This is a genomic window from Companilactobacillus kimchiensis (assembly GCF_001438805.1).
Classification (GTDB): domain Bacteria; phylum Bacillota; class Bacilli; order Lactobacillales; family Lactobacillaceae; genus Companilactobacillus; species Companilactobacillus kimchiensis.
In genome coordinates this window covers 107,674-130,135 of sequence record NZ_JQCF01000007.1, presented here as the reverse complement: position 1 = coordinate 130,135, position 22,462 = coordinate 107,674, and the positions used below count along the sequence as shown (strand labels likewise).

General features: G+C 36.2%; 24 protein-coding genes and 1 other annotated feature. Of the genes, 4 read left to right on the top strand and 20 right to left on the bottom strand.

All coding sequences use genetic code 11. The features are described from left to right. Positions 1–69: 69 nt before the first annotated feature. The 3 genes from IV57_RS05605 to miaA all read right to left on the bottom strand — a co-directional run bounded on the left by IV57_RS05605 (position 70) and on the right by miaA (position 2,895). Positions 70–1,047: a cation diffusion facilitator family transporter gene (locus IV57_RS05605; protein WP_057880517.1), complete on the bottom strand. Its 978-nt coding sequence runs from the start codon at positions 1,045–1,047 to the stop codon at positions 70–72. A gap of 259 nt (positions 1,048–1,306) precedes the next feature. Continuing rightward, the gene (locus tag IV57_RS13440; protein WP_269083220.1) at positions 1,307–1,438 is read right to left on the bottom strand and encodes a hypothetical protein; all 132 of its coding nucleotides are present in this window, start codon (positions 1,436–1,438) and stop codon (positions 1,307–1,309) included. Positions 1,439–1,974: 536 nt separating this feature from the next. After that, complete coding sequence (miaA, locus tag IV57_RS05600; RefSeq protein ID WP_057880516.1) at positions 1,975–2,895, bottom strand: tRNA (adenosine(37)-N6)-dimethylallyltransferase MiaA; 921 nt, start codon at positions 2,893–2,895, stop codon at positions 1,975–1,977. Positions 2,896–2,981: 86 nt separating this feature from the next. Here miaA and IV57_RS05595 point away from each other — a divergent pair, with 86 nt between their 5' ends. Further along, positions 2,982–3,176, top strand: coding sequence for a DUF3042 family protein (locus tag IV57_RS05595; RefSeq protein ID WP_057880515.1), 195 nt, complete (start codon positions 2,982–2,984; stop codon positions 3,174–3,176). 58 nt (positions 3,177–3,234) lie between these two features. Here the strand turns inward: IV57_RS05595 and IV57_RS05590 are convergent, their stop codons facing one another. The 13 genes from IV57_RS05590 to IV57_RS05535 all read right to left on the bottom strand — a co-directional run bounded on the left by IV57_RS05590 (position 3,235) and on the right by IV57_RS05535 (position 15,528). Then, complete coding sequence (locus IV57_RS05590; protein WP_057880514.1) at positions 3,235–3,642, bottom strand: rhodanese-like domain-containing protein; 408 nt, start codon at positions 3,640–3,642, stop codon at positions 3,235–3,237. Positions 3,643–3,654: 12 nt separating this feature from the next. Then, the gene (locus IV57_RS05585; protein ID WP_057880513.1) at positions 3,655–4,617 is read right to left on the bottom strand and encodes an ROK family glucokinase; all 963 of its coding nucleotides are present in this window, start codon (positions 4,615–4,617) and stop codon (positions 3,655–3,657) included. After that, positions 4,614–4,841 carry a YqgQ family protein gene (locus IV57_RS05580; RefSeq protein ID WP_083488903.1) on the bottom strand — a complete coding sequence of 76 codons (228 nt, stop codon included), beginning with the start codon at positions 4,839–4,841 and terminating at the stop codon, positions 4,614–4,616. Before IV57_RS05580 ends, IV57_RS05585 begins: the two co-directional genes overlap by 4 nt. Further along, positions 4,834–5,511 carry a rhomboid family intramembrane serine protease gene (locus IV57_RS05575; protein WP_057880512.1) on the bottom strand — a complete coding sequence of 226 codons (678 nt, stop codon included), beginning with the start codon at positions 5,509–5,511 and terminating at the stop codon, positions 4,834–4,836. Before IV57_RS05575 ends, IV57_RS05580 begins: the two co-directional genes overlap by 8 nt. Then, positions 5,495–6,064 (bottom strand): 5-formyltetrahydrofolate cyclo-ligase, encoded by a 570-nt coding sequence (locus IV57_RS05570; protein ID WP_057880511.1) that lies wholly within the window; start codon positions 6,062–6,064, stop codon positions 5,495–5,497. Before IV57_RS05570 ends, IV57_RS05575 begins: the two co-directional genes overlap by 17 nt. Positions 6,065–6,112: 48 nt before the next feature. Then, positions 6,113–6,262 (bottom strand): 50S ribosomal protein L33, encoded by a 150-nt coding sequence (gene rpmG, locus IV57_RS12965; protein ID WP_083488902.1) that lies wholly within the window; start codon positions 6,260–6,262, stop codon positions 6,113–6,115. Between the two features lie 87 nt (positions 6,263–6,349). After that, positions 6,350–8,458: a peptidoglycan D,D-transpeptidase FtsI family protein gene (locus IV57_RS05565; protein WP_057880510.1), complete on the bottom strand. Its 2,109-nt coding sequence runs from the start codon at positions 8,456–8,458 to the stop codon at positions 6,350–6,352. A 25-nt stretch (positions 8,459–8,483) separates the two neighbouring features. Beyond that, complete coding sequence (locus tag IV57_RS05560) at positions 8,484–8,780, bottom strand: HesB/YadR/YfhF family protein (RefSeq protein ID WP_057880509.1); 297 nt, start codon at positions 8,778–8,780, stop codon at positions 8,484–8,486. Between the two features lie 51 nt (positions 8,781–8,831). Beyond that, positions 8,832–9,308 carry a transcription elongation factor GreA gene (gene greA, locus IV57_RS05555; protein WP_057880508.1) on the bottom strand — a complete coding sequence of 159 codons (477 nt, stop codon included), beginning with the start codon at positions 9,306–9,308 and terminating at the stop codon, positions 8,832–8,834. A gap of 101 nt (positions 9,309–9,409) precedes the next feature. Beyond that, positions 9,410–10,558 (bottom strand): endolytic transglycosylase MltG, encoded by a 1,149-nt coding sequence (gene mltG, locus IV57_RS05550; RefSeq protein ID WP_083488901.1) that lies wholly within the window; start codon positions 10,556–10,558, stop codon positions 9,410–9,412. Positions 10,559–10,611: 53 nt separating this feature from the next. Further along, positions 10,612–13,017, bottom strand: coding sequence for a phenylalanine--tRNA ligase subunit beta (pheT, locus tag IV57_RS05545; protein WP_057880507.1), 2,406 nt, complete (start codon positions 13,015–13,017; stop codon positions 10,612–10,614). A 4-nt stretch (positions 13,018–13,021) separates the two neighbouring features. Then, positions 13,022–14,068, bottom strand: a complete 1,047-nt coding sequence (gene pheS, locus IV57_RS05540) for a phenylalanine--tRNA ligase subunit alpha (protein WP_057880506.1) — start codon at positions 14,066–14,068, stop codon at positions 13,022–13,024. 465 nt (positions 14,069–14,533) lie between these two features. Beyond that, positions 14,534–14,718: a binding site (T-box leader), on the bottom strand. 48 nt (positions 14,719–14,766) lie between these two features. Continuing rightward, positions 14,767–15,528, bottom strand: a complete 762-nt coding sequence (locus tag IV57_RS05535) for a TrmH family RNA methyltransferase (protein ID WP_057880505.1) — start codon at positions 15,526–15,528, stop codon at positions 14,767–14,769. Positions 15,529–15,593: 65 nt separating this feature from the next. On the opposite strand from IV57_RS05535, the gene IV57_RS05530 reads away from it, so the two are divergent. From IV57_RS05530 to trpX, 3 genes are all read left to right on the top strand, one after another. Further along, complete coding sequence (locus tag IV57_RS05530; RefSeq protein WP_057880504.1) at positions 15,594–15,869, top strand: acylphosphatase; 276 nt, start codon at positions 15,594–15,596, stop codon at positions 15,867–15,869. 58 nt (positions 15,870–15,927) lie between these two features. After that, the gene (gene yidC / locus IV57_RS05525) at positions 15,928–16,938 is read left to right on the top strand and encodes a membrane protein insertase YidC (RefSeq protein WP_057880503.1); all 1,011 of its coding nucleotides are present in this window, start codon (positions 15,928–15,930) and stop codon (positions 16,936–16,938) included. Between the two features lie 444 nt (positions 16,939–17,382). After that, a complete protein-coding gene (gene trpX / locus IV57_RS05520; protein ID WP_057880502.1) occupies positions 17,383–18,399 on the top strand; it encodes a tryptophan ABC transporter substrate-binding protein in 1,017 nt (338 codons plus the stop codon). A gap of 47 nt (positions 18,400–18,446) precedes the next feature. Here the strand turns inward: trpX and IV57_RS05515 are convergent, their stop codons facing one another. The 4 genes from IV57_RS05515 to IV57_RS05500 form a co-directional block, all read right to left on the bottom strand. Beyond that, entirely contained in the window at positions 18,447–19,364 is a 918-nt protein-coding gene (locus IV57_RS05515; RefSeq protein ID WP_057880501.1) for a peptidoglycan recognition protein family protein, read from the bottom strand. 191 nt (positions 19,365–19,555) lie between these two features. Then, the gene (locus IV57_RS05510) at positions 19,556–20,497 is read right to left on the bottom strand and encodes a hypothetical protein (protein WP_057880500.1); all 942 of its coding nucleotides are present in this window, start codon (positions 20,495–20,497) and stop codon (positions 19,556–19,558) included. A 105-nt stretch (positions 20,498–20,602) separates the two neighbouring features. Next, positions 20,603–21,694: a sensor histidine kinase gene (locus IV57_RS05505; RefSeq protein WP_057880499.1), complete on the bottom strand. Its 1,092-nt coding sequence runs from the start codon at positions 21,692–21,694 to the stop codon at positions 20,603–20,605. Beyond that, complete coding sequence (locus IV57_RS05500; protein ID WP_057880498.1) at positions 21,691–22,377, bottom strand: response regulator transcription factor; 687 nt, start codon at positions 22,375–22,377, stop codon at positions 21,691–21,693. Before IV57_RS05500 ends, IV57_RS05505 begins: the two co-directional genes overlap by 4 nt. Between the last annotated feature and the right edge of the window lie 85 nt (positions 22,378–22,462).

Genomic DNA, 22,462 nt, shown 5'->3' with positions numbered 1-22,462 from the left:
GGTCGTGAGTTCGAATCTCACCTGTGACATAATAAAAAGAAACCAATTCGTTTGAATTGGTTTCTTTTTTTATTCTGTAGGAACTGCCATTACATCTGTATCAACAATTCCAAATTGATGACGCATCTGAGCTTCAATTTCCTCACCTAGGCGATAACTATCCATTACTTCCATATGGGGATCAACTCCAATAATAATATCCAAAGTCACCATATTACCATTATAATGTGCATTCAATTCTTCAACTTGTCTAACTTCAGGAAATTTTTCAATTGCCTTTTTAAATTGTGCTTCCGCCTTGGGATCAAAATAATCCGCTAAATTTAAACTACTCTCGCGAAAAATTTTAATTCCTGACGTTAATATGAAGATTCCGACAATGATACTGGCAACACCGTCCAACCAAGCCACCTTAAACAATAGAGCTCCCCCTATCGCTATCAAAGTTCCCAAACTAGTCAAAGCATCACTCAAACTGTCTTGGGCTGCAGCCGTTAAAGCTGCATTTTGTAGTTTCCGACCAGCTGCCCTGTTCTGCCACCAAACAATCAACATAATGCACATAGCGATGCCAGCCCCAACTAGGGTAATTGGTTGAGGAATCTCTTGGGTCGCTTGATGCATTAAACTTTTAATCCCGCTATACATAACATTTATTGAAATAGCAATCATTATAATTCCAGTGATCAGCGTAAAAACAGTTTCATAATGAAATCTCGTCAACTGTAATCGTTGGCCGTTCTGTTGTGGATCATTGGGTAAAGGTTGTCCCATCAGATCATCATCACCAATATCACGGGCAATAAAAATCCCAATTAGCAATAATACAGCCGAAATTATGCCCGCTAAGTTATTCAATGCATCTGCTCGTAAAGTCTGTGAATGACCAATAATAGCTAAATAAAATTCAATTATCGATATAAGTAAATAAGCGCCAACGTTAAACCAAAGATGATGTTGGGCGCTATGCAATTTCTGTAGTTCTTCTCCTTGAATTTTTTGCCAAGCGACCTGTTCTGCCTCTCGGTGTGCACGTTGTTCTTGCATTATGACCCCTTCTTCACTGATTGCCATAATTCAATTCTAGTGCAACCGCCATGAAACCACAATTGATGCATCATCCAAAATAAAAGGGCCTCTTCCATTATTGGAAGAGACCCTTATTCAATTTACCGTTGAGGATAAAATGCAGCTCCCGCTGCTCAATTAATATATCATCTATTAATCAAAAATTCTACAATTTGGAAAATACGTAAACTAACTGTATTGTAAATTACAAAACTGTTAATAATTGATATTTAATATTTTATACGCCCAACTTCAGTATCTTATTCATAGCTTCTTCAATTGACTTACCGCATGCAGAAACCCTAATGTTTTTCTTATCAAATACGGTAAACAATTGACTCTTATTGTCTAAAGTAACTTTATATCTCATATTGTCTACCTCCAATCACTTGATTACATATTCTACACGGTTTTAGAAAAAAATCAATAGAAACAAACTATTTTATTTTTGTTCTTCATAATCGTTCGGTGACGTATTCTCATGTTCCCCAGTAGCCTGGGCTAAATCAGCAAAAAGGATACGTATAATTTTTTATTTAGGCAGTCCTAAATAAAAGTCTTTTAAAACTTACAAACGGGCATTTTGTAATTATTCATTAATATTGTAACTATCCTGTAACATTCTAATAATCTTATTTAATTCTATATTAAAATATTATCGTAAAATTTATCGTTTAAAAGCCAGTTATAAATTAGTCATCAATGTTCGGATATTGCTTCAAATATACTGTTTATTCATTCAAAATGTTTCATAAACCAAAAAAAGCATGACCAAAGGCCACACTTCTTATAAAAAAGTTCTTTAGATGACTTCAAAATAGCAATTTTTCTAAGATATCCAATTTGTCATTCTGAATATAGATAATATCTGGTATACACAGTGATCCATTACATCTGACTCAGTCATTATTTTCCATCCAAAAAATTAACGATTTTCGTTTCGATCACGCTTTGATAATTTTGATCATCACTAATGTTATACCAATCCACATCCATTTGATTACGGAAATATGTTAATTGGCGTTTGGCGAAATGACGTGAATTTTTTTTAATTTCATCCAAACAAACTTCTAAACTGGCCTCACCAGCATAATATGGAAATAATTCCTTATAGCCAATTCCGTTCTTGGCTTGTGGAATCTTAGCCTGTTCGTCATAAACTGCCTTAGCTTCGTCTAATAAGCCCATTTCAACCATTTTATCAACCCGTTGGTTGATTCGGTTATACAACTTAGTTCGATCATCAGTTAAACCAACTAAATAAAACTCTGCCCACTGATTACCATTATTCTGATCAGTGATTGATTTACCCGTTGTTCTCATAACCTCAATTGCTCTAATTAGGCGTCGTGAGTTATCAATATCGATTTTTTCAAAAGCCTGTGGATCTTCATTTTTCAAAATTACCTGTAATTGGGCAATTCCTTCGGTCTGTTCAATTTCCAACAATTGTGCTCTAGTTTGGTCAGCTCCAGTTGATTGGCCGCCTAGATTCAAATTATTGATCAATGAGCTTAAATAAAAACCAGTTCCACCAACAACTAATGGTAATTTCTCGTGTTGATTTAGATCTGTAATAATTGTTTTCGCCTTAGATTGAAAATCCTTAACAGTATACCTCTGATCAACGTTACAAATATCTACTAAGTGATGTGGTACTTGTCGTAATTCCATCGGTGAATCTTTGGCTGTACCGATATCCAGATGGCGATAAATCTGCATTGAGTCACCTGAAATTATCTCCCCACCAAATTTTTGAGCTAATTTTAAACCCAGAGCACTTTTGCCAACCGCAGTTGGTCCTACTATTGCAACAACTTTTATCAAAAAATTACCTCTCTTAGACAGTCTTTTATAGATATTTTAAAGGAAATAAGCCATAATGAGAATTAAAGACAGGAGGAATAGTAATTATGGCAAAAAAACAAAAACATCTTCGTTTTGTTAAGGGCTTCCTTGTAGGTTCTTTAACAACAGCTACAGCAGTTTATGGTGCATTACACGCATTCAAAAAGGGTGTAATCGAACCAGAAAACGAAGAAAATGATCGTATCGATACTAACCGCAGACGTGCTAACCGTAAGAGTCTTCAAGCACACCAAGGCTAATCAATATAATAAGTATACTAAAAAATGCTGTGCAGAATTTATTCTGACACAGCATTTTTTATATTTTAGTAGTTTTCTTAGTTTTGCCTTCCCAATCGACAAAACGATCCTCTAACCACTTAACGTCAGTGAAACCCCACTTCTTTTGAAGTTTGATAGCTGCACGAACACACATATTCTTGTTATCACTGTATAGATATACAGGTAAATCTGGTCTTAATTCGCCCTCGTTATATTTTAATTGAGAATAAGGAAGACTTCTAGCACCTAGAATATGTTTGGAATCAAATAATTTTTGTTCTCTTAAATCAACAATTTGAGCTTTTCTCATTGTTTCTTCAAAATCCTTTTGATTCATTGCTCCGCCCATTTGTCTACCCTTAAACCAGTAGTACAACCATGAGCCAACCCAATAAACTAAGAATCCAATTACAATTACATACAAAACAGCATTTAAAACTTGCATCAATAAAAACCCCTAATCAACTTTAATCAATGAAGCGGCACCGATAACTCCAGCACCATTACCAAGACTAGCAAGTCTTAGTTCAGTTGAATCCTTGATAGTAGCAAATTCGTTTTTACGCATTGCAACATCAACTTTATTAAGTAAGAATTCACCAGCAGCTGAAACACCACCACCGATAACAACATACTTAGGATTCAATGTGTTAGCAATATTACCTAGAACAAATCCAAGTGAATCACAAACATAATCGGCAACGATCATGGCTAGATCATCATCCTTCTTAGCTAGATCAAAAACATCCTTAGCAGAAATATCTTGTCCATCATCAAGCATAGCCTTCAATTCTGAAGTACCAGCGTATTCTGAAGCACGATCTCTAGCAACACGTACAATACCTGTAGCTGAAGCAATTGTCTCTAGACAACCCTTTTTACCACATGTACATTGGAAACCATCAGGATCAACGGTTACGTGACCGATTTCACCTGCGGCACCATTTTGACCTTGTAATAGTTGGCCATTAGCGATGATACCACCACCAACACCAGTACCCAAAGTTACAAAGACAACATCATTAGCGTTGTTACCTGCACCTTGCCATCTTTCACCAAGAGCAGCAACGTTAGCATCATTTTCAATAGTTACAGGAAGACCTGTACCCTTTTCAATGTCGCGTACTGGATAAACTGAGTTAGTCCAGTTAAGGTTGTAGGCACCTTTGATTGTTCCTTTTTCATGATTGATTGTACCAGGTGAACCCAATCCAATTCCATCAAATAAATCAGGAGTCATATCATACATCTTAAGATGATGATTGATTGAATCAATAATATCAGGAATAATAAATTGTCCATCAGATAGGATATTTGTTTCGATACTCCATTTTTGTTGAATCTCACCATTTTCGGTAAGAATAGCAAATTTAATTGTTGTACCACCAAGGTCAACACCGATTAACTTTTTGTCTGTCACTTTGATCTGTCCTTTTCTTCTTCTTTTCTATGCTCCGCTTTTAAGACTAATTGAGCATCTATGAAAGTCTTTTTGTCGATCATTCCACCTTCGTACAAGCGCTTAACTTCAATAAACATCAACTCTATGTCCCACATCCTTTTGCCAAGGTGAACATAAGTCCCATATCGTTTGAGCAACTGTTGTACGTCGTATAGGGTTCTAAAGCTCATCATATTATCCATAAACTACCATACCCTTTGTATACATATAATAAGAAATAACGACAGCTAACACTACAGCCAATATTCTAAAAATCATTTGGGGACGTTTGATGCCTGGTAATCCTAGGGCATAACCTAGGAGTAAACCACCAACAGCACCACCGACATGACCCCATATATCAATACCAGTCATGGTCAGATCCATTATTAAATTAATAACAATTAGACCTAAGAAACTTTTACCAAGTTCAGTCAAAAAACGATTTTCACGATAAATCAAAGCTAATGCTAGAAATGCTGCAAACATTCCAAACAGGGAAGTACTGGCACCAGCCGAAACGACATTACCAGCTCCAAAAGCAAAGCTTGCTAAATTGCCCATAATACCGCTTAACAAGTAAATTATGAAAAAGCGCCAATGACCAATCATTGGCTCTAATACTTGACCAACATATAACAGTGTAAACCCATTCATAAAAATATGAAAGATGCCAATATGTAAAAACATTGGCGTAATGAGACGCCACCATTGACCATCTTGAATCAGGGCATTAGTTTTGGCACCCATTTTGATCAAAACACTAATATTCTGTGAGCCACCGATCAATGTTTCCACTAAGAAAACTCCAACCGTGACAGCTAACAGAAACCAAGTTACATATGATTTACTCTGTCTATTGAATATCTGCATCTGCTTTGTCCTTTGACACGATGATCTTATCGATCGGTTTATCCAAAACGTAGACTGGCCAAGGCGTATCTGTGTAATATTGTTTAGATAACGCTAAGGAAATTGTTTTCGTCGGATACTTTGCCAGATATCGATCAAAATAACCAGCTCCGAAACCAAGACGATTCTTGTCTTCTGAATAGGCCAACCCAGGTACGATCATTAAATCAGGGGGATCCATAACATTATCTTGATACTCTTTGGGTTCCCTGACACCGAAAGCACTCTCTTCTAATTCAGTATCTTTAGTATATCTAATAAAAGTCATTGAATGATCTGAAAAAGTTTTTGGAATATAAACTTCCTTCTCCATTTCAAAACATTGGTTAATAATTGGAAATGTAGGAATTTCATCATTCATACTTAAAGTAATACCTATACTGGGCGCAGTTTGAAAATCAGGATCATCAAATAATTGCGAATAAAGGTCGTTGATTTCTTTTTGTGCCTTATCAGATTTCATAAATTCACTTACGAGATCGATCTGCTTTTTTCTAAAGCTTACCTTATCCAACTAATCACTCCCTAGTAAAAAAAAACAACAGGGATTTTAACCTGTTGTTTATTTTGTTTCACGGTGCAATGTAACTGTACGTTCGCGAGGACAATATTTCTTAAGTTCTAGACGATCGGGACTGTTACGTTTGCTTTTGTTTGTTAGATATGTACGTTCATGACATGAAGTACATTCCAATGTTATATTTACTCTCATATTGGGAACATCCTTTCATAAAACTAAACTAAATTCAACTAATTAAATATATCATTTTTTTGCATATTTTAAAAGGTTAAATTCAGATTATTTCTGACCTGTAATTTTATAGTAATCTGTATAAATCTGATGTGCAAGGATATTAGGGTAACTTCCGTTCTCACTTGTAAGGTTCGGGAACACGATAGCCATTGCTACATTAGGATCATCGTAAGGTCCAAAACTTACCAAACTAGTAGTAATTGTTTCTGGAGGATCAGAACTCGGATTATCAGGATCATAGTAGAATGACTGTGCAGTACCTGTTTTAGCAGCTACAGCCGGTGTAAGATCAGCTAACTTAGTTGCTGTGGTCCAATAACCACTACCATGAACAGCCGCATACATACCTTTTCTAACAACATCCAAATCATCCTGATTAGCATCAATCTTGTTTAAAACAGATGGTTTCGTAACAGATGTATAAGCACCTTTAGTTCCATCATCTTTAGTCTTTTGAATTGATTGCACCACATATGGCTTCAAACGATAACCACCATTTGCAATAGTTGAAATATATTGTGCCATTTCAATTAAAGTATAGGCATCGTAGTTTCCATAAGACAAATCCAGTGCCGAACCAGTCTTTAACTTACCATCACTAGTAGTTGTTGAACCTTCAATACCCTTAGTTTCACCAGAGATATCAATTCCGGTCTTAACACCTAAACCAAATTGGCTAAAGTAGCCACGTAAGGTTGAGAAGATATTGGGATCCATTACCATACTAGTATTTGGAACATACTTAGCATGTCCTTCCTTCATCGCCAAATTCATCATATAAATATTGGATGAAAATTGGAGAGCCTGAACGGCACCTAAGCTTCCAAAAGTACCAGCTGGATAAACAGATTTCTTAACTGGAGATCCAGGTAAGTAAATCGGATCATCATTTTGGGTATTGTTTTCAGGAGTAATAACCCCATCCATCAAAGCACCCAGAACTGTGGCACCTTTAACGGCAGATCCCATAACGAAGGTTCTATTGATAACACCCAAAGCATCTTCAGAGGTTTCCCCCGTCTTAGGGTCATTGTGAATCCCGGCCATAGCTAAAACAGCTCCAGTCTTAGGATTCGTTACAACCGCATAAGCACCATCAGAATATTGAGTAATACCAGCAGCTTTAGCAGAACTATACTCAGCATTCAAATCATCTTGAACCATCTTTTGGAACTTAGAATCAATAGTTAGGTTAAGATTTCCACCCTTTTGACCCTTATATAAAACCGTACTCTTCTTGATCTGATTATTAGAGCCAACTTGAACTTGACGTTGACTCTTTGTCCCAGAAAGAATTGATTCATAATTTTTTTCTAGGTAACTAGTTCCCACACGGTCATTACGTGAATAACCAGCAGCTAACATAGAATTGATCTCATCATCTGGAATACCTTGTTGTTCAGTCGATACACCACCAATGATACTGGCAATAGACTTACCTTGCGGATATTCACGATCCCAGTTACTACCAATACTGATACCTGGTAATTCAGTTAAATGTTCACTAACTTCAGCAATTTCTTTGTCCGTTAGATTCTTATCCTTCAAAAATACTGTCGATAATGAATAAGCAGCACTCATTTTCTTAAATAAAGTTGCACGTTGCAAATCTTTATCATCCAAATGAATTCCTTGTTTTTCAAGATACTTAACTTCATTGGCATAGATCTTAGTATTAGATAACGCATCACCGTTAGCGTCAAGTCGATCTGACTTAGGCATTTGCTTAACGACTTGAGCCGATTTATTAGGGGCAGCCAAAATATAATCTGCTTTATCTCGATCTGTTAAATCTGTTGTTTCCACAGTCATATACTTCGTCAAACGACTAGCAATTGTATAAATATCACTCGATTTAACACTTCCACTCTTGGTATAAGTGATTGCATTTGAAGTCGAATTTCCAACCAATAGTCTACCCTTTGAATCATAGATCATCCCACGCGGAACGTTGCCTGTCATTACTGTCTTATCTGTTCGATCAACTTCAGCTTGGAATTTGCCACCATAAACGATCTGTAAATAGGCAAGTTGTGCGACTAACATTGCGAATAGAACAAAGACAATAAAAAAAAGCAGGTTTAGACGAAAGGGAATAGTAGACTTCGCTTGACTACCTGTTCTTTTCTTTAATATATCCAGTATTCTTCTCATATTTATCCTTCAAAAAAACGAACAATTATTCATTCGATTTAAAAATATACTTCGGGCCATCAAGGTCAGGATCATACTCAACTAACAGATCATATCTGGCAAAAAACCATGTGTCACTGTCAGTTATATAGTATGAAACACCATCAATAACTGTAATTGACTCTGGATCAATCGGTTTTTCCTTCCGCATAGCGATTGAAAAACCCTCATGAACCATTGTCTTTCCATAAACTTTACCATAAAAATGTACACCATCACCGGGTACTAAGTCCAACTCTTCTTTAAACCATTGATCAGCTTTAGGAGTTATTTCGATTTTCATAATGTTCACCTCAATAATTTACTAGGTTAAACATAGCAGAAAACGTCTTCATTAAGCAACTTCAACGGCCTTAATTGTTACATCATAACTGCCAACAGGTGTTTCAACAGTTACCACGTCACCCACGTGCTTACCAATTAAAGCCTTAGCAATTGGTGAATCGTTTGAGATCATACCTGTATCGGGGTCAGATTCAGAAGCACCCACGATTGTATATTCATCAGGATCTTCTCCGTCTTCTTGAACAGTAACTTTCTTACCAATTGAAATTTCATCATCAGCTACTTCATCAGCATCGATAACCTTAGCATATTGAATTTGTTCAATATGTTTAGAAATATCTGATTCGATCACACTTTGTTCATCCTTAGCAGATGTATATTCTGAGTTTTCAGATAAATCACCAAAACCTCTAGCAATCTTGATACGGTTAATAATTTCTGGACGTTTAACCTTTTTTAAATCTTCTAGTTCTGCTTCCAACTTTTTCTTGCCTGCTGCTGTCATTGGATAACTTCTGTCTGCCATTTTTATAACTTCCTTTTTAAAAATTCATATTTATTTTAATTTCAAAATGTCATCTAATCAAGTTTGACTAGATGACATTTATTATTATATACAATTATACATTATTGACCTAAAGAAGAATTCCTATTTTCATGTTCTTCAAGTGTATGTGAATAATATACCTTACCAGTCTTCAAGTTGGCAACAAAGTATAGATAATTTTGATCCCTATCTGATGGGTTCAAAGTAGCCTCGATTGATTGTAAACTTGGAGTATTGAATGGTCCAGGACCATAACCTTTGTTTTTATACAAATTGTATGGTGATTTCACACTAGTATCTTTATTCGTAAGACTTAACTTATGCTTGTTCAAAGCGTACATAACCGAAATATCAGATTGTATTGGCATATCAATTGCAATACGGTTAAAGAATACTCCCGCAATCTTCTTACGATCAGAGTTTGTAACACCTTCACGTTCAACTAATGAAGCCAAAGTAAGAATTTCTTGAACTGTATAGCCTTTTTCTTTGATAGTTTCAAAGTAAGGTTGCATTTCATCGTTCTCTTTTTCGACCATTTGGTTAACGAGTTGCTTCAATGTCAAACCTTTATAAACACCATAAGTAGCTGGGAATAGATATCCTTCCAAATGGTATCTGACATTTTTCTTAGCCATTGAAGAATCCAATAATTCTGGATATTTCTTTTGAAGCTGTTTCAAATAAGCTTCATTCTTCATCAATTTTAAGAAGTCAGACTTCTTGAAACTAGTGCTCTTTTGAATTTGATCACCGATCTCATCGATAGTGACACCTTCACGTACAAGTACCGAATCAGTTGCTTTACCCGTTGGCTCAGCACTACCATTCTTCTGCAGTTGTTTTACAACCGCGCTCATATCCATTGACTGTCTAAAGGTATAGTAGCCGGCTTGGAAATCATTGTAGTTTTGTGCCTTGATATAGAAATTAAAGACACTGGCACTCTTAATGATCTTATCTTTCTCAAGCGTTTTAGCAATTTCCTTGCTAGAAGCACCGATAGGAATCTTTACGACAATATCTTCTTTACTATTAGCATTATATGGTTGCAATGAACTATTTACATAATTAAAGCCAATGATAGCAACAACTACTGCTAAAACAGCAATCACGCCGACAATCCAGTACGCAATATGATTTGCGACTGTTCGTTCTTCGGCACGACTTTTTATTTTATCAGTTGATTCCTGCTTCAATGCTTCTTTTTTATCATCCTTTTGGCCCAAGACACAGCCTCCCGAGTTAATTTATTAGAATTATACCATTAGTTTCGGAATAATTATCTAATTTCCACATTAAATTTTTGAACCAAACTGTCTTTAACCAAAGTAAATGCCTTTTCAACTTCTTCATCCGTCAAAGTATCATTAGGGTTCAGGAATTCTAGATGGTAACCCAGTGACTTGTGGTTTGGTTTAAGATTTTTACCTTGGTAAACATCGAAAATATTAACATCCCTCAAGTATTTTCCACCATTGGCAAAGATGTCAGCAACTAATTGGCCATTTTCAACATCTTTTTCAACTAAAATGGCAAGATCCCGACTAATTGATGGATACTTAGGAGCGCTTTGAGCCTTGACATTCTTCTTATTTAAACCAAATAGTAAATCGATATTCAATTCAAAAACAAAAGTTTCAGCAACCGCATGAGCCTTTTGATAGTTAGGATGTAATTTACCAATAAATCCAATAACTTGACCATTTGCCAAGACCTTAGCTGTTTGCCCAGGATGAAGATTATCATATTCATCCGTTGCCACAAAAGTAAATTCAGCGTCAGAATTAGTAAACGCAAGCATCTCTTCAACTAAGCCTTTAACATAGTAGAAATCAGCTTGTTGCGCTTCAGTATTCCATGAATCAGCAACCACATTGCCACTTACGGCACCAGAGATGTATTCTACTTCATTTGGACGATCTTGATCAGTTGGACGATCAAAAATACGAGCTTGTTCAAAAATACCAATATCATTATTCTTACGTGCTTGGTTGTAAGCCACATTACGAACTAAACCAGGAATCAAACTATTGCGTAAATATTCATGATCTTCAGTCATTGGATGTAACAATTTTGTATATTCAGTTTGGATGGTATTGAAATCTTCAACATCTTGCTTGCTGAGCAGTGAGAAATTGATAACTTCATCTAATCCAGCACCTAAAAGAATATTACGTAACTTATTACTAAATTCACGTTTCTTACTGTAGCCACCCCTAGTTTCCATACCGGCTGGCAAAGTATTTGGTAGATTTTCGTAACCATAAATCCGGTTAACTTCCTCAACAACATCGGCCTCAATACTCATATCCCAACGACGAGTGGGAATAGTAACAGTCAAAGCATCACCTGCAGCGGCTACTTCAAAGCCCAAACGTTTCAAAATCTTGGTAATTTCATCATTCGATAGGTTTAGACCCATCAAGTGATTAATGTGTGAGAAGTCACCCTTGATAACAGTTGGTTCAGCTTTAGTAAAGTTACCGGTAATTACATTGGAGATTTCTTTAGCCTCGGTAAATTGATCAACTAATTGTGTTGCACGAACAAGTGCTTCATCAACAATGCCATTATCAACACCTTTTTCAAAACGATTAGAGTCATCGCCACGAAGATCATGTCTTTGAGCAGCTTTACGAACAGAAGCACCATCGAAAACACCAGCTTCAAGTAACACATTCGTCGTATTTTCATCAACTGCGGCAACAGAACCATTCATAACTCCTGCTAATCCAAGAATCTGATCACCTGCAGCAATTACCAAATCATTTTTATCAAGAACTTTGGTTTCGTCAGCTAAGTCTAATTTGTCACCATTGTGAGCCAATTTGACTGTAATAGCCTTAGTTTGTAATTTATCAAGATCATAAGCTTGAATGGGTTGGCCATACTCGATCATGACATAATTTGCAGCATCAACCACGCTATTAACTGGACGAATATTTTGATTCCACAATCTTCTTTGCATCCAAAGTGGACTCTTACCAACCTTGATGCCTTTTAATTCACGTAGCAAGTAGTCTGGAACTAATTCTTTTTCAGTAACTTCAGCTGTAACATCTTGGCTGTCAGAAATTTTACTATTATCTAATTCTGGTTGTTTGAAAGTTGGTTTTTCATCATAAGTTGCACCAATTTCCCAAGCAGCACCACGCATACCTAAAGTATCAGCACGGTTAGGTGTAATATCCATATCAACCATCTTGTCTTTCAGACCAAGAAGATCATAAACTTCGGCTCCTGGTGTTTGAGGTTCGTCAAAGACATAAATACCATTTTCAAATTCTTTAGGCATATATTTAGCAGGAACCCCTACTTCGTCAAGTCCACAGATCATACCATTTGATTCTTGACCACGTAATTTGCCACGCTTGATTTTGATGCCATCAGGTAAATGTGCACCATGCAAAGCAACAATCACATATTGACCTTCAGCCACATTGGGAGCACCGCAGACAATTTGAATATCAGTATCTTCACCAACATCAACTTGGCAAACTTTTAGATGATCTGAATCAGGATGAGGAGTAATGCTAGTAATATGACCGACAACTAGGTTAGTTAATTCTTCACCTAAGTTAACTGGACCAGATTCGATACCAGTTAGAGAAACCTTATCGGCCATCTCTTCAACTGTGTGTGTAACAGGAATATATTCTTTTAACCAATTGACAGAAATTTTCATTATCTTAATTTACTCCTTTGAATTGTTCGAGGAATCTAACATCGTTTAAGTAGAAATCACGAATGTCATTTACTCCGTATTTAAGCATTGCAAAACGTTCTGGTCCAAGACCAAAGGCCATACCACTGTATACTTGTGGATCAATTCCTGACATCTTCAAAACATTAGGGTGAGTTAATCCCGCACCGAGGACTTCGATCCAACCAGTGTACTTACAGATACGACAACCTTCACCACCACAGTTGAAACATGAAACATCAACTTCAACTGATGGTTCAGTAAATGGGAAATAACTGGGACGGAAACGGATCTCACGATTCTCTCCAAAGACGTGTCGGCAAAGGGCATCCAGAGTACCCTTCAAATCGGCCATACTAATGTTTTTATCAACTACCAAACCTTCGATTTGGTGGAATTGATGTGAGTGTGTTGCATCATCATCATCACGACGGTAAACAACTCCGGGTGAGATCATCTTCAAAGGACCATTTGAAAAGTCGTGTTCTTCCATATCACGGCCTTCTTGAGCTGACGTTTGAGTTCTCATCAATAGTTCATCAGACAAATAGAAAGTATCTTGCATATCACGAGCAGGATGATTCTTAGGGATATTTAGACGTTCAAAGTTATAGTGATCTTCTTCAACTTCATAACCTGGAGCCACTTCATAACCCAAACCAATAAAGAATTGTTCAATATCTTCAATCGTTTGATTCAAGATATGTCTTGTTCCTTGAACTTGTTTGGTAGCAGGTAAAGTTACATCAATTTTTTCATCTTCAAGCTTTTTGGCAACCAACTTGTCATTAAGCTCTGACATCTTTTCTTCAATAGCAGCTTGAATATCATTCTTAACATTATTAGCCAAAGTACCAATTTCAGGACGTTCTTCAGCAGGAACATCTTTCATTCCACGTAATGCCTTAGTAATTGGACCCTTCTTACCCAAAAGATTAACTCTTAGGTCATTTAATTCTTGAAGTCTTTCGGCACGCTTGGCTTCGTCAATACCATTTTCTCTTAGGTTCTTTAACGTATCATTTAATGACATATTTTCCTCCTAATTCAGAGAGTGAAACTTGGGCGGACAGCTCCTGAAGAAGTTGTCTATGTGTAATTCATTTTAAAGCCACCGCCTATATCGTCAGTAGTTTTAAAATGAATTACAGCTTCCCTAATAAATCACACTCTGATTAAATTTATTTTTTAATAACATTTATTTGAAGACTATAAAACTGCGATCATATCCAAAATACCTAATTAGTTAATATTATTAATTCAAAAACAGTTTATTTTCATAAATAAAATATAATCAACAATTATTCTAGCCTGGAACAAAAATTAAAATTGGCTCAGTGTTGAAATTATTCTTAGTGGGTTTCCCCACTTAGAATAAGGTCAAGCTTGAAGACTCTTGGCACAAGAGGCTCCAAGTTGCACCCAACACGTTCCAGCCAAATTTTAATTTTTGTGGAAGGCGGCATTTTTTATAGACACAAAAAGTCCCCATCCCAACAAAAGGGACGAGGACTCGCGGTACCACCCTAGTTCATGTTAAAGAAACATGCACTCAAGTAGTTATATAGTAACCAACTAAAAACTCAGAAAGTGAATTCACTATTTTTTTCATCAAGCCTTTTCCAGTTAACGGCTCTTCCTGTCATGAAATTAATAGTTACTACTTTTCGTCAAAGTTTAAATATTATTTTATATATCTGATTATACAAAAACTAAAAACTTTCGCAAGTCTTATAGTGATTGTAGTCCGTACATTAAAACACCAGCAGCGACTGCTACATTAAGTGATTCAGCTTTTCCTAGAATCGGAATATAAATATTTTCGTCACAATTGACAAGAACTTCTCTGCTAACACCATGAGCTTCATTACCCATAATCAAAGCAAAATCATCGGCCTTAGCCAATTTGTTATAAGGTTTAGCATTCTTATCAACTTCTGAACCATAAACCTTCATTGATGAATCTTGGGCTAATTTAATAGCCTTCTTGATATCCATACGATAAATTGGTAAATGGAATTGGCTACCTTGCATTGAACGTTGTACCTTTGGTTGATATGTATCAGCTGAATTCAAACTAGTGATTACGCCATCAAAACCAGCAGCATCAGCAGTACGAACGATTGTTCCAACATTGCCTGGATCTTGAACATCATCAAGAATGACCCATTTACCACTCAATTTTGGTGAATCTTCAACATCTGCAACCTTGATTACCGCAAAAATACCTTGAGGTGTCTTTGTTTCTGACATTTCCTCAGCAACATCTTCTGAAACAGTCGTTGCAATATCATAATATTTTTTAACCAAGCGGTCATCGGCATAATTTTCAGTTACAAAAAGTTTTAAAAACTTTTGTTCATATTGATCGGCTTCACGGACTAAGTGAAAACCTTCAATCATGTAAGTCCCAGTTTTTCTAATATTTTTAGTAGCTGACAATTTCTTTAATTGTTTAATTTCATCATTTTTCTTAGATTCGATATATTTCATATGTTCCATCCCTCTTGTTCTATAATATAGATATTAACACATTCAAGGAACCGAGGTGGTCAGTTGTGAAACATCTTTCTATTAATGTTGCTGGTTTAGTCCAAGGAGTTGGCTTTCGATATTCAACCTTTCAAGTGGCTCTTGAATTAGGCGTTACTGGAACGGTTGAAAACGAGGTAAATGGTTCCGTATCGATTGAGGCTGAGGCAGACCAGAAAATTCTTTATATTTTTTTAAATCGAGTAAAATCTTCACCATCTCCCTTTGGAAAAGTAACCAAAATGGACTATACTTTTTCTGACGTCTTGCAACATTATGAAAAATTCACCGTGATTGGTTGAAACGTCAAATGAGTTAACGTATATTACTCTGTATACGATTAAAAGGGTGGTTTATTAAGTGAATAAAAAATACGTCAAATATTTATCAGTACTGTCATTAGTTTTGGTACTGACACTAGTTTTGACGGGGTGTGCAGCGCACGGAACAGCTAACTTACATGCTCCTACTAGTGGGCCATATGGATTTATCTATAAATGGCTAGGAATTCCTTTCCAAAAGTTAATTATGAAGACGGCAGAAATTGTCGGTGGTACGAACGCTTATGCTTGGGGAATTGTTATCATCTCCTTCGTTGTTCGACTAATACTTGTACCGTTGGCCTTGAATCAACAATATAAGTCAACAACACAACAAGAAAAAATGCGTGCTGTACAACCACAATTGAAATTGATTCAAGTTGCACAAAAGAAAGCTAAGGGTCCTGATGCTCAACAAAAAATCAGTGCCTTGATGATGGATGTTTATAAAAAGAACAACCTGAGTCTTACTGGTGGTATGGGATGTTTACCATTGCTATTGCAAATGCCGATTTTGATTGGTATTTATCAAGCCGTACAATATTCTAAACAAATCGGTGCTGCTACTTTCCTATCAATTCCACTTGGTAAACCAAGTATCTTGATTGCCGTCATCGCGACAGTTTTCTATTTAATTCAAGGTTGGATGTCACTTCAAATCGTGGCTCCTGAACAAAGAAAACAAATGCAAACAATGATCTTGATGAGTCCTATGATGACTTTCTTCATTTCATTGATTTCCACAGCTGCTTTGGCTCTTTACTTCTTGGTTGGTGGTATCGTAATTTTGATTCAACAATTCATCACTAATTACGTCATTACACCAAAAATTCGTAAACGAACTGATGCTGAACTAGAGAAAAATCCTGTTAAGATCGTCGTAACTCAAGAAATGCTTGACGATATTCTTGGCGAAACAACTACTAGTGCTAATGCTGATGGTTCTGCCACTTCAACAACAACTGTTGAGAGAAAAGAAGAAACTAACGAACTTCATCAGAATCTTCGTGAATTAAATAAGGGTAAACAAAAACGTAACGATAATAAGTAATAAACGCTAACGACTATGATATTATAGTCGTTTTTGTTTACTCAATTATTAGAATCAATTAAAATTATTTTCATAATATTATTTCTAATTACTTCATATAAGCAATTAAAATGTCATCCATTCCATTTCATCATTCTTAATATTTCTGTTGACAGATTAATGTTTCTGCAATATATTTATGACATCAAATTTGTTAGGAGAAAACATTATGAAAACTACTTACTCTCTAAACATTGTGAATATTCGTTGGCAAAGCCGATAACTCAGATCACTCCGACTGGATGCGATCTGAACAGGATTGTATCCGTGTCGGCTTATTAAACTATGATAATTTTAAAGCCCGCATGGAAAATTTTACAAAATTGACCATGCGGGTATTTTATTTATTAAAGACAATCCCGCAAAAACTCTGGGATTGTCTTTTTAATTTGGGGGAATATTACAATGAAAAAATCAAGAAAGCTTTACACAACCATCGCTGCACTAGTCGCTCTAGGAGTCGTTTTAATTGGAGCTTATTTCTACACTGGACGTGCTGATGCTCAAAAACAAACAGCCATTCCTAAGGTCGGAATCTTACAATTAATGTCGCATCCAGCTTTGGATCAAATACATCAAGGAATCAACGATACGCTAAAAAAGAATGGTTACGTTGATGGCAAAAATATTAAGATCGAATTTCAGAATGCACAAGGAGATCAAAGTAATCTCAGAACCATCAGTAAACAATTTGTTCAAGATAATGTTGATGTAGCAGTTGGTATTGCCACACCTGCTGTACAATCCTTAATGAATGCTACTAAAACAACTCCAATTATCCTTGGTGGTATCACTGATCCGGCCGGTTCTGGTTTGGTCAAATCTGAAAAAGTACCTGGAGGCAATGTTACTGGTGTTGCTGGTCAAGCTCCCATCAAAGATCAATTGAAATTAATGCAAGCAGTTATTCCTAATCTTAAAACGCTAGGTATCATTTACACCTCTAGTGATGCCCCTTCAACTCATCAAATGAAACAAATGCAGGCCTATGCACAAAAGGAAGGTATCGATGTACAAGTTTCCAGCATCAGTACTATCAATGATTTACAACAAGTTGGAACAGCCCTCGCTGCCAAAGTTCAAACAATTTACGTTCCAACCGATAACACTGTCGCTTCTGGAATGAAATTACTTTCGTCAATTGCTGCCAAGAAAAATATTGCAGTCTTCCCTGCTGCTACAACTATGGTCAAGGATGGCGGTCTTGCTACTGACGGCATCAGTCAATACGAACTTGGTCAAAAGACTGGTGAGCACGTTGTTAAGGTCCTTCAAGGTAAAGAATCACCTGCTACTACACCAGTAACTGTTGTTGGCAAGGGGCATTTAATGCTCAATGAAAAAATGGCCCAAAAGCTCAATATTAAATTCCCTGATTCCCTAGTTAAACAAGCACAAAAGAATGGTCAAATTCTCAAATAAAAGGTACTAAAAAAGACAAAGCCAATTGACTTTGTCTTTTATTTTATTTAATAGATATAAGCTGATGAAACCCATTCATTAGTAGAAACTCGATGGTAAGTAACCCCATTAGCATCTTTAGTCATATCAGTATACCAAGCTGAATGATTAGCCAAAGCACGATTGGGAACGTTCTTTGCATTTCCCTGACTGTCAAAAGTAACTAATGGTACGAAATTACCCTTTGAGTTAGCGACATTAATAGTATTAGCATTATTAGTTGCAGGTGTATTTGATGGCGAATTAGTACCATTTCCACCATAAACTGAGCCGGTATTCTTCAAATTATTGTAATAATAACCGATCATATCGTTCATTTCATTCATACTATAACCCCACATTGGGAAATAAGTATCTGGATCAACGTGAGTTGTTTCCCCCCACTTGATTGATGTTTGGTGGTGAGACATAACCGTAACACCAGGTGTATCTGGCAAGTTATATTGAATCAATTTTGAAGCAGCATAGAAAGCATCGTTGGCGATTGATCTAGCAAAAGCATCACCAGTATGAGTCCGACATAATTCAATTTGAATAAATTTTGCATTAGCTGTTGGACCAGCGCCCCAAACGCCGTAGTCAGTGTTATGCATATTGATGATCTCAGTATCATCAGCAACAGCGTGGACATATGTTTGAACGGTATTCCAATTGTTATTGAAGAAAGTATATTCAGCTTCAGCACTAGCTCTGTTATCAGCTGTTTCATGAATAACAATTCCTTCTGGTTTACCAACTCCATTTTCATATGGAGTCCAATCATTGAAAGTACCTTCACGATTTTGAATGGCAGCTGGTTGGATCTTGTTACTGATAATGTAGTCATTTACTGGCATCGCATTAACAGTTTTAACATTAAAAAATAAAAACATGGCACTCATCATACTGATCAAGAGTGCATATAAACCTAATCTTTTCTTATTCACTTTTCAAATCTCCCCTAGATTCCCTTAAATCTTCCAATGTCTAAATTACTATTGAATTAAGTTTATTTCAATTTAATAGCAATTCTGTAATATGAATTTAATAATAAAGACCTAAAACTTATAATTTGAGCTCTTATTTAAGTCAAAAAGACTGCCTTAACTGATTCCACGTCAGTTAAGGCAGCCTTTTATTAATCATCATCATCGATATCATAATCGTCGTTGGTATCAACAGTACTGTCATAGTCATTATTATTGGAATCATCGTTATCACTATCGCCATTAGATTCATCTAACTCTCCTGGTGCCTGATGAATCACTGTTCGGTCTGGATAAACGGTCCAATCATCAACGGCTAAAGAAACACCATTACCCTCTCGAAATAAACGAACCCAATAAACCATTTGACCATTATTTTTGATAGAGTCACCAGGTCCAACAGTTTCATCAGTCATATGTGTATATTGTAATCCCTCTGGAGCGGGACCATATTGACTCTCCACTAAAGCTATTGCTTGCTGGGCATTAGTAATTGGACCTGTTGGCACTGCCAGTCTAGTTTGACGGTTGTTATTAACTTGATTATCGTTCTCATCTGTTTTTGTTGGTGCAGTTATTTTCTTCTTAGGTTTGCCACGATATAATTTTTGCAGATCAGTATCTTTTAAATTAGTTGATTTAGAAATAGTCGTATCAATTTCACTATAAGCTAGTTTATTTTTGGTATTTTTATAGTAGAATAATCCCACTGTTTTAAAGTCATCATCATCGACCCCTGAAAATAAACTTTTAAATTTTTTAGTGCTATTAGATTTGACAGTTATCGGTTCACCCTTAGTCGACGTGACGTCTGAACCTTTAGTATGAGCTAAGACAAATCTAGTCCCATCAAATTGAACATCTTCACTGGTTCGGTTCACCACCGTGACATCAATGATTGACATATCTGTTTCATCTCGGCGTTCAAACGAAAATCTCATTTCATTTTTCTGCGATTGACTTAACTGTGTATAGTCAACTGATTTAACAGTTTTAATCGATTGGGTATCTGTCTTACTGGTAGTAACTTTCGAGCAGCCTAAAACAAACAACAATAATCCTAAAACAGCAATTATTAATCCCCTTTTTCTCATTGTGTTTCCCCCTTAACAACTTGTATTAATGATATACCTTTCGTAACCAAATTGTACAAATAAGTTCCTTATATACGGAAAAAAAGTAACCCTCATAATCGAGAGTTACTTTTTAATTTCTTCATCTTTTTCTGTCTGTTCTTCATCTGGTATTTGTTGAATAAGTGGTAATTCGATCTTAAAAACAGTTCCCGATCCAACGACACTTTCAACTTCAAGACTACCATGATAGATTTCAATCAATCTCTTAGCAATAGACAGGCCTAAACCGTTCCCTCCACGCTTTCTAGAACGAGCCTTGTCAACTCTATAAAATCTATTGAAAATACGTTTCAGGTCGTTTTTAGCGATTCCTAAGCCATAATCTTGAACAACTACCTCCAGCAAAGCTGAATTAGTCGATGCTGCCAAATTGATTTCTTTACGATCAGCTGAATATTTAAATGCGTTATCCAATAAGATAACTAACACTTGCTCCAAGTGATTACGATAAATCTTAACTTCACTACCCTCACGGATATCGTCGTCAAAGTTAATCACAAAATCTGGATGGATCATCTTGAAATCATTATAAACTTGCGTAAACAATGGTTTCACTTCGGTGATCTGTTCCAAATATGCACTGTCGATCTGTTCAACACGTGTAAGATCTAGCATCTCTTGAATCAAGGATTGCATTCGTTTCAATTCTTGCAATGATGAATTGATCGAATCATTTAATACTTCAGGATCATCCTTACCCCAACGCTGTAACATGCTCAAATGTCCCTCAAGTACTGCCACGGGAGTTCGAAGTTCATGAGAAACATCCTCTACGAATTCCTTTTGTTGATTTGTATAAGCTTGCATCCGATCCAACATTTTATTGATATTAACGGTCATATCATAAATTTCGTCATTTCTTTTACGTAGTTTAATTCTAGAATCAGAATCAGGCTTTTTATTTAAATCATCAATCGTACGGTTAATCCTCTTCAAATCATTAAGAACCAAAGTCACAGCATAAAAACTAACTAAGACTCCGATAATAAAGACAACCACACCACCGACAATCAACTTAGTCGTAAAAGAATGAATCTCATTAACAGATGCCACACTACCAACTGTTCTCATTGCTAATATCCCAACAAAGATATAAGCCAGCAAGATGACAATTGAAATCAAAGCTGTCCATTTGAATCTAATCGAAATTCTCATCGACGCATCACGTACCCTTTACCACGAACCGTAGAAATATAACTTGGCGCTCCTGCTCGATCGATCTTATTTCTAAGATATTTGATATAAACATCAACAACGTTAGTTTCAGTTGAAGAACCTGTTCCCCAAACACGTTCTAGTAAATCATCACGGCTCAAAACTGTGCCAACATTTTCCATTAGAGCACTCAACAGATCATATTCGCGACGGGTCAAATCGATCACTTCACCATTACGTTTCAAAGTTTGAGTGGTCTTGTCGATCACTAAGTTCTTGTATTTCAAAACTTGATCATTATTTCTAGTTACATCGATATCAAGATCGATTCGTCTTAATAAGGCCCGAATTCTAGCCAACAATTCCTCAATTGCAAAAGGCTTAACGATATAATCGTCAGCACCATGGTCTAATCCAGATACACGATCAATGATCGAATCACGGGCAGTCATCATAATAATTGGGGTATTCTTCTCTTGACGAATACGACGGCAAACTTCGATACCATTTAACTCGGGTAGCATTAAATCAAGAAGGATCAAATCCCAATCTTCAGATAAAGCTGCTTCGAGGCCGGATCTACCATCACGTTCAACGGTTACTTCATAGTTCTCATGTTGAAGTTCGAGTTGAACAAATTTTGCCATATTCTCTTCGTCTTCAATAACAAGTATTTTAGCCATACGTATCTCCTATACACAAAATATTAAATTATCTTTAATCATAGCTTAATCATTAATTAAAATATGTCACGCTTTTGGCAATGCA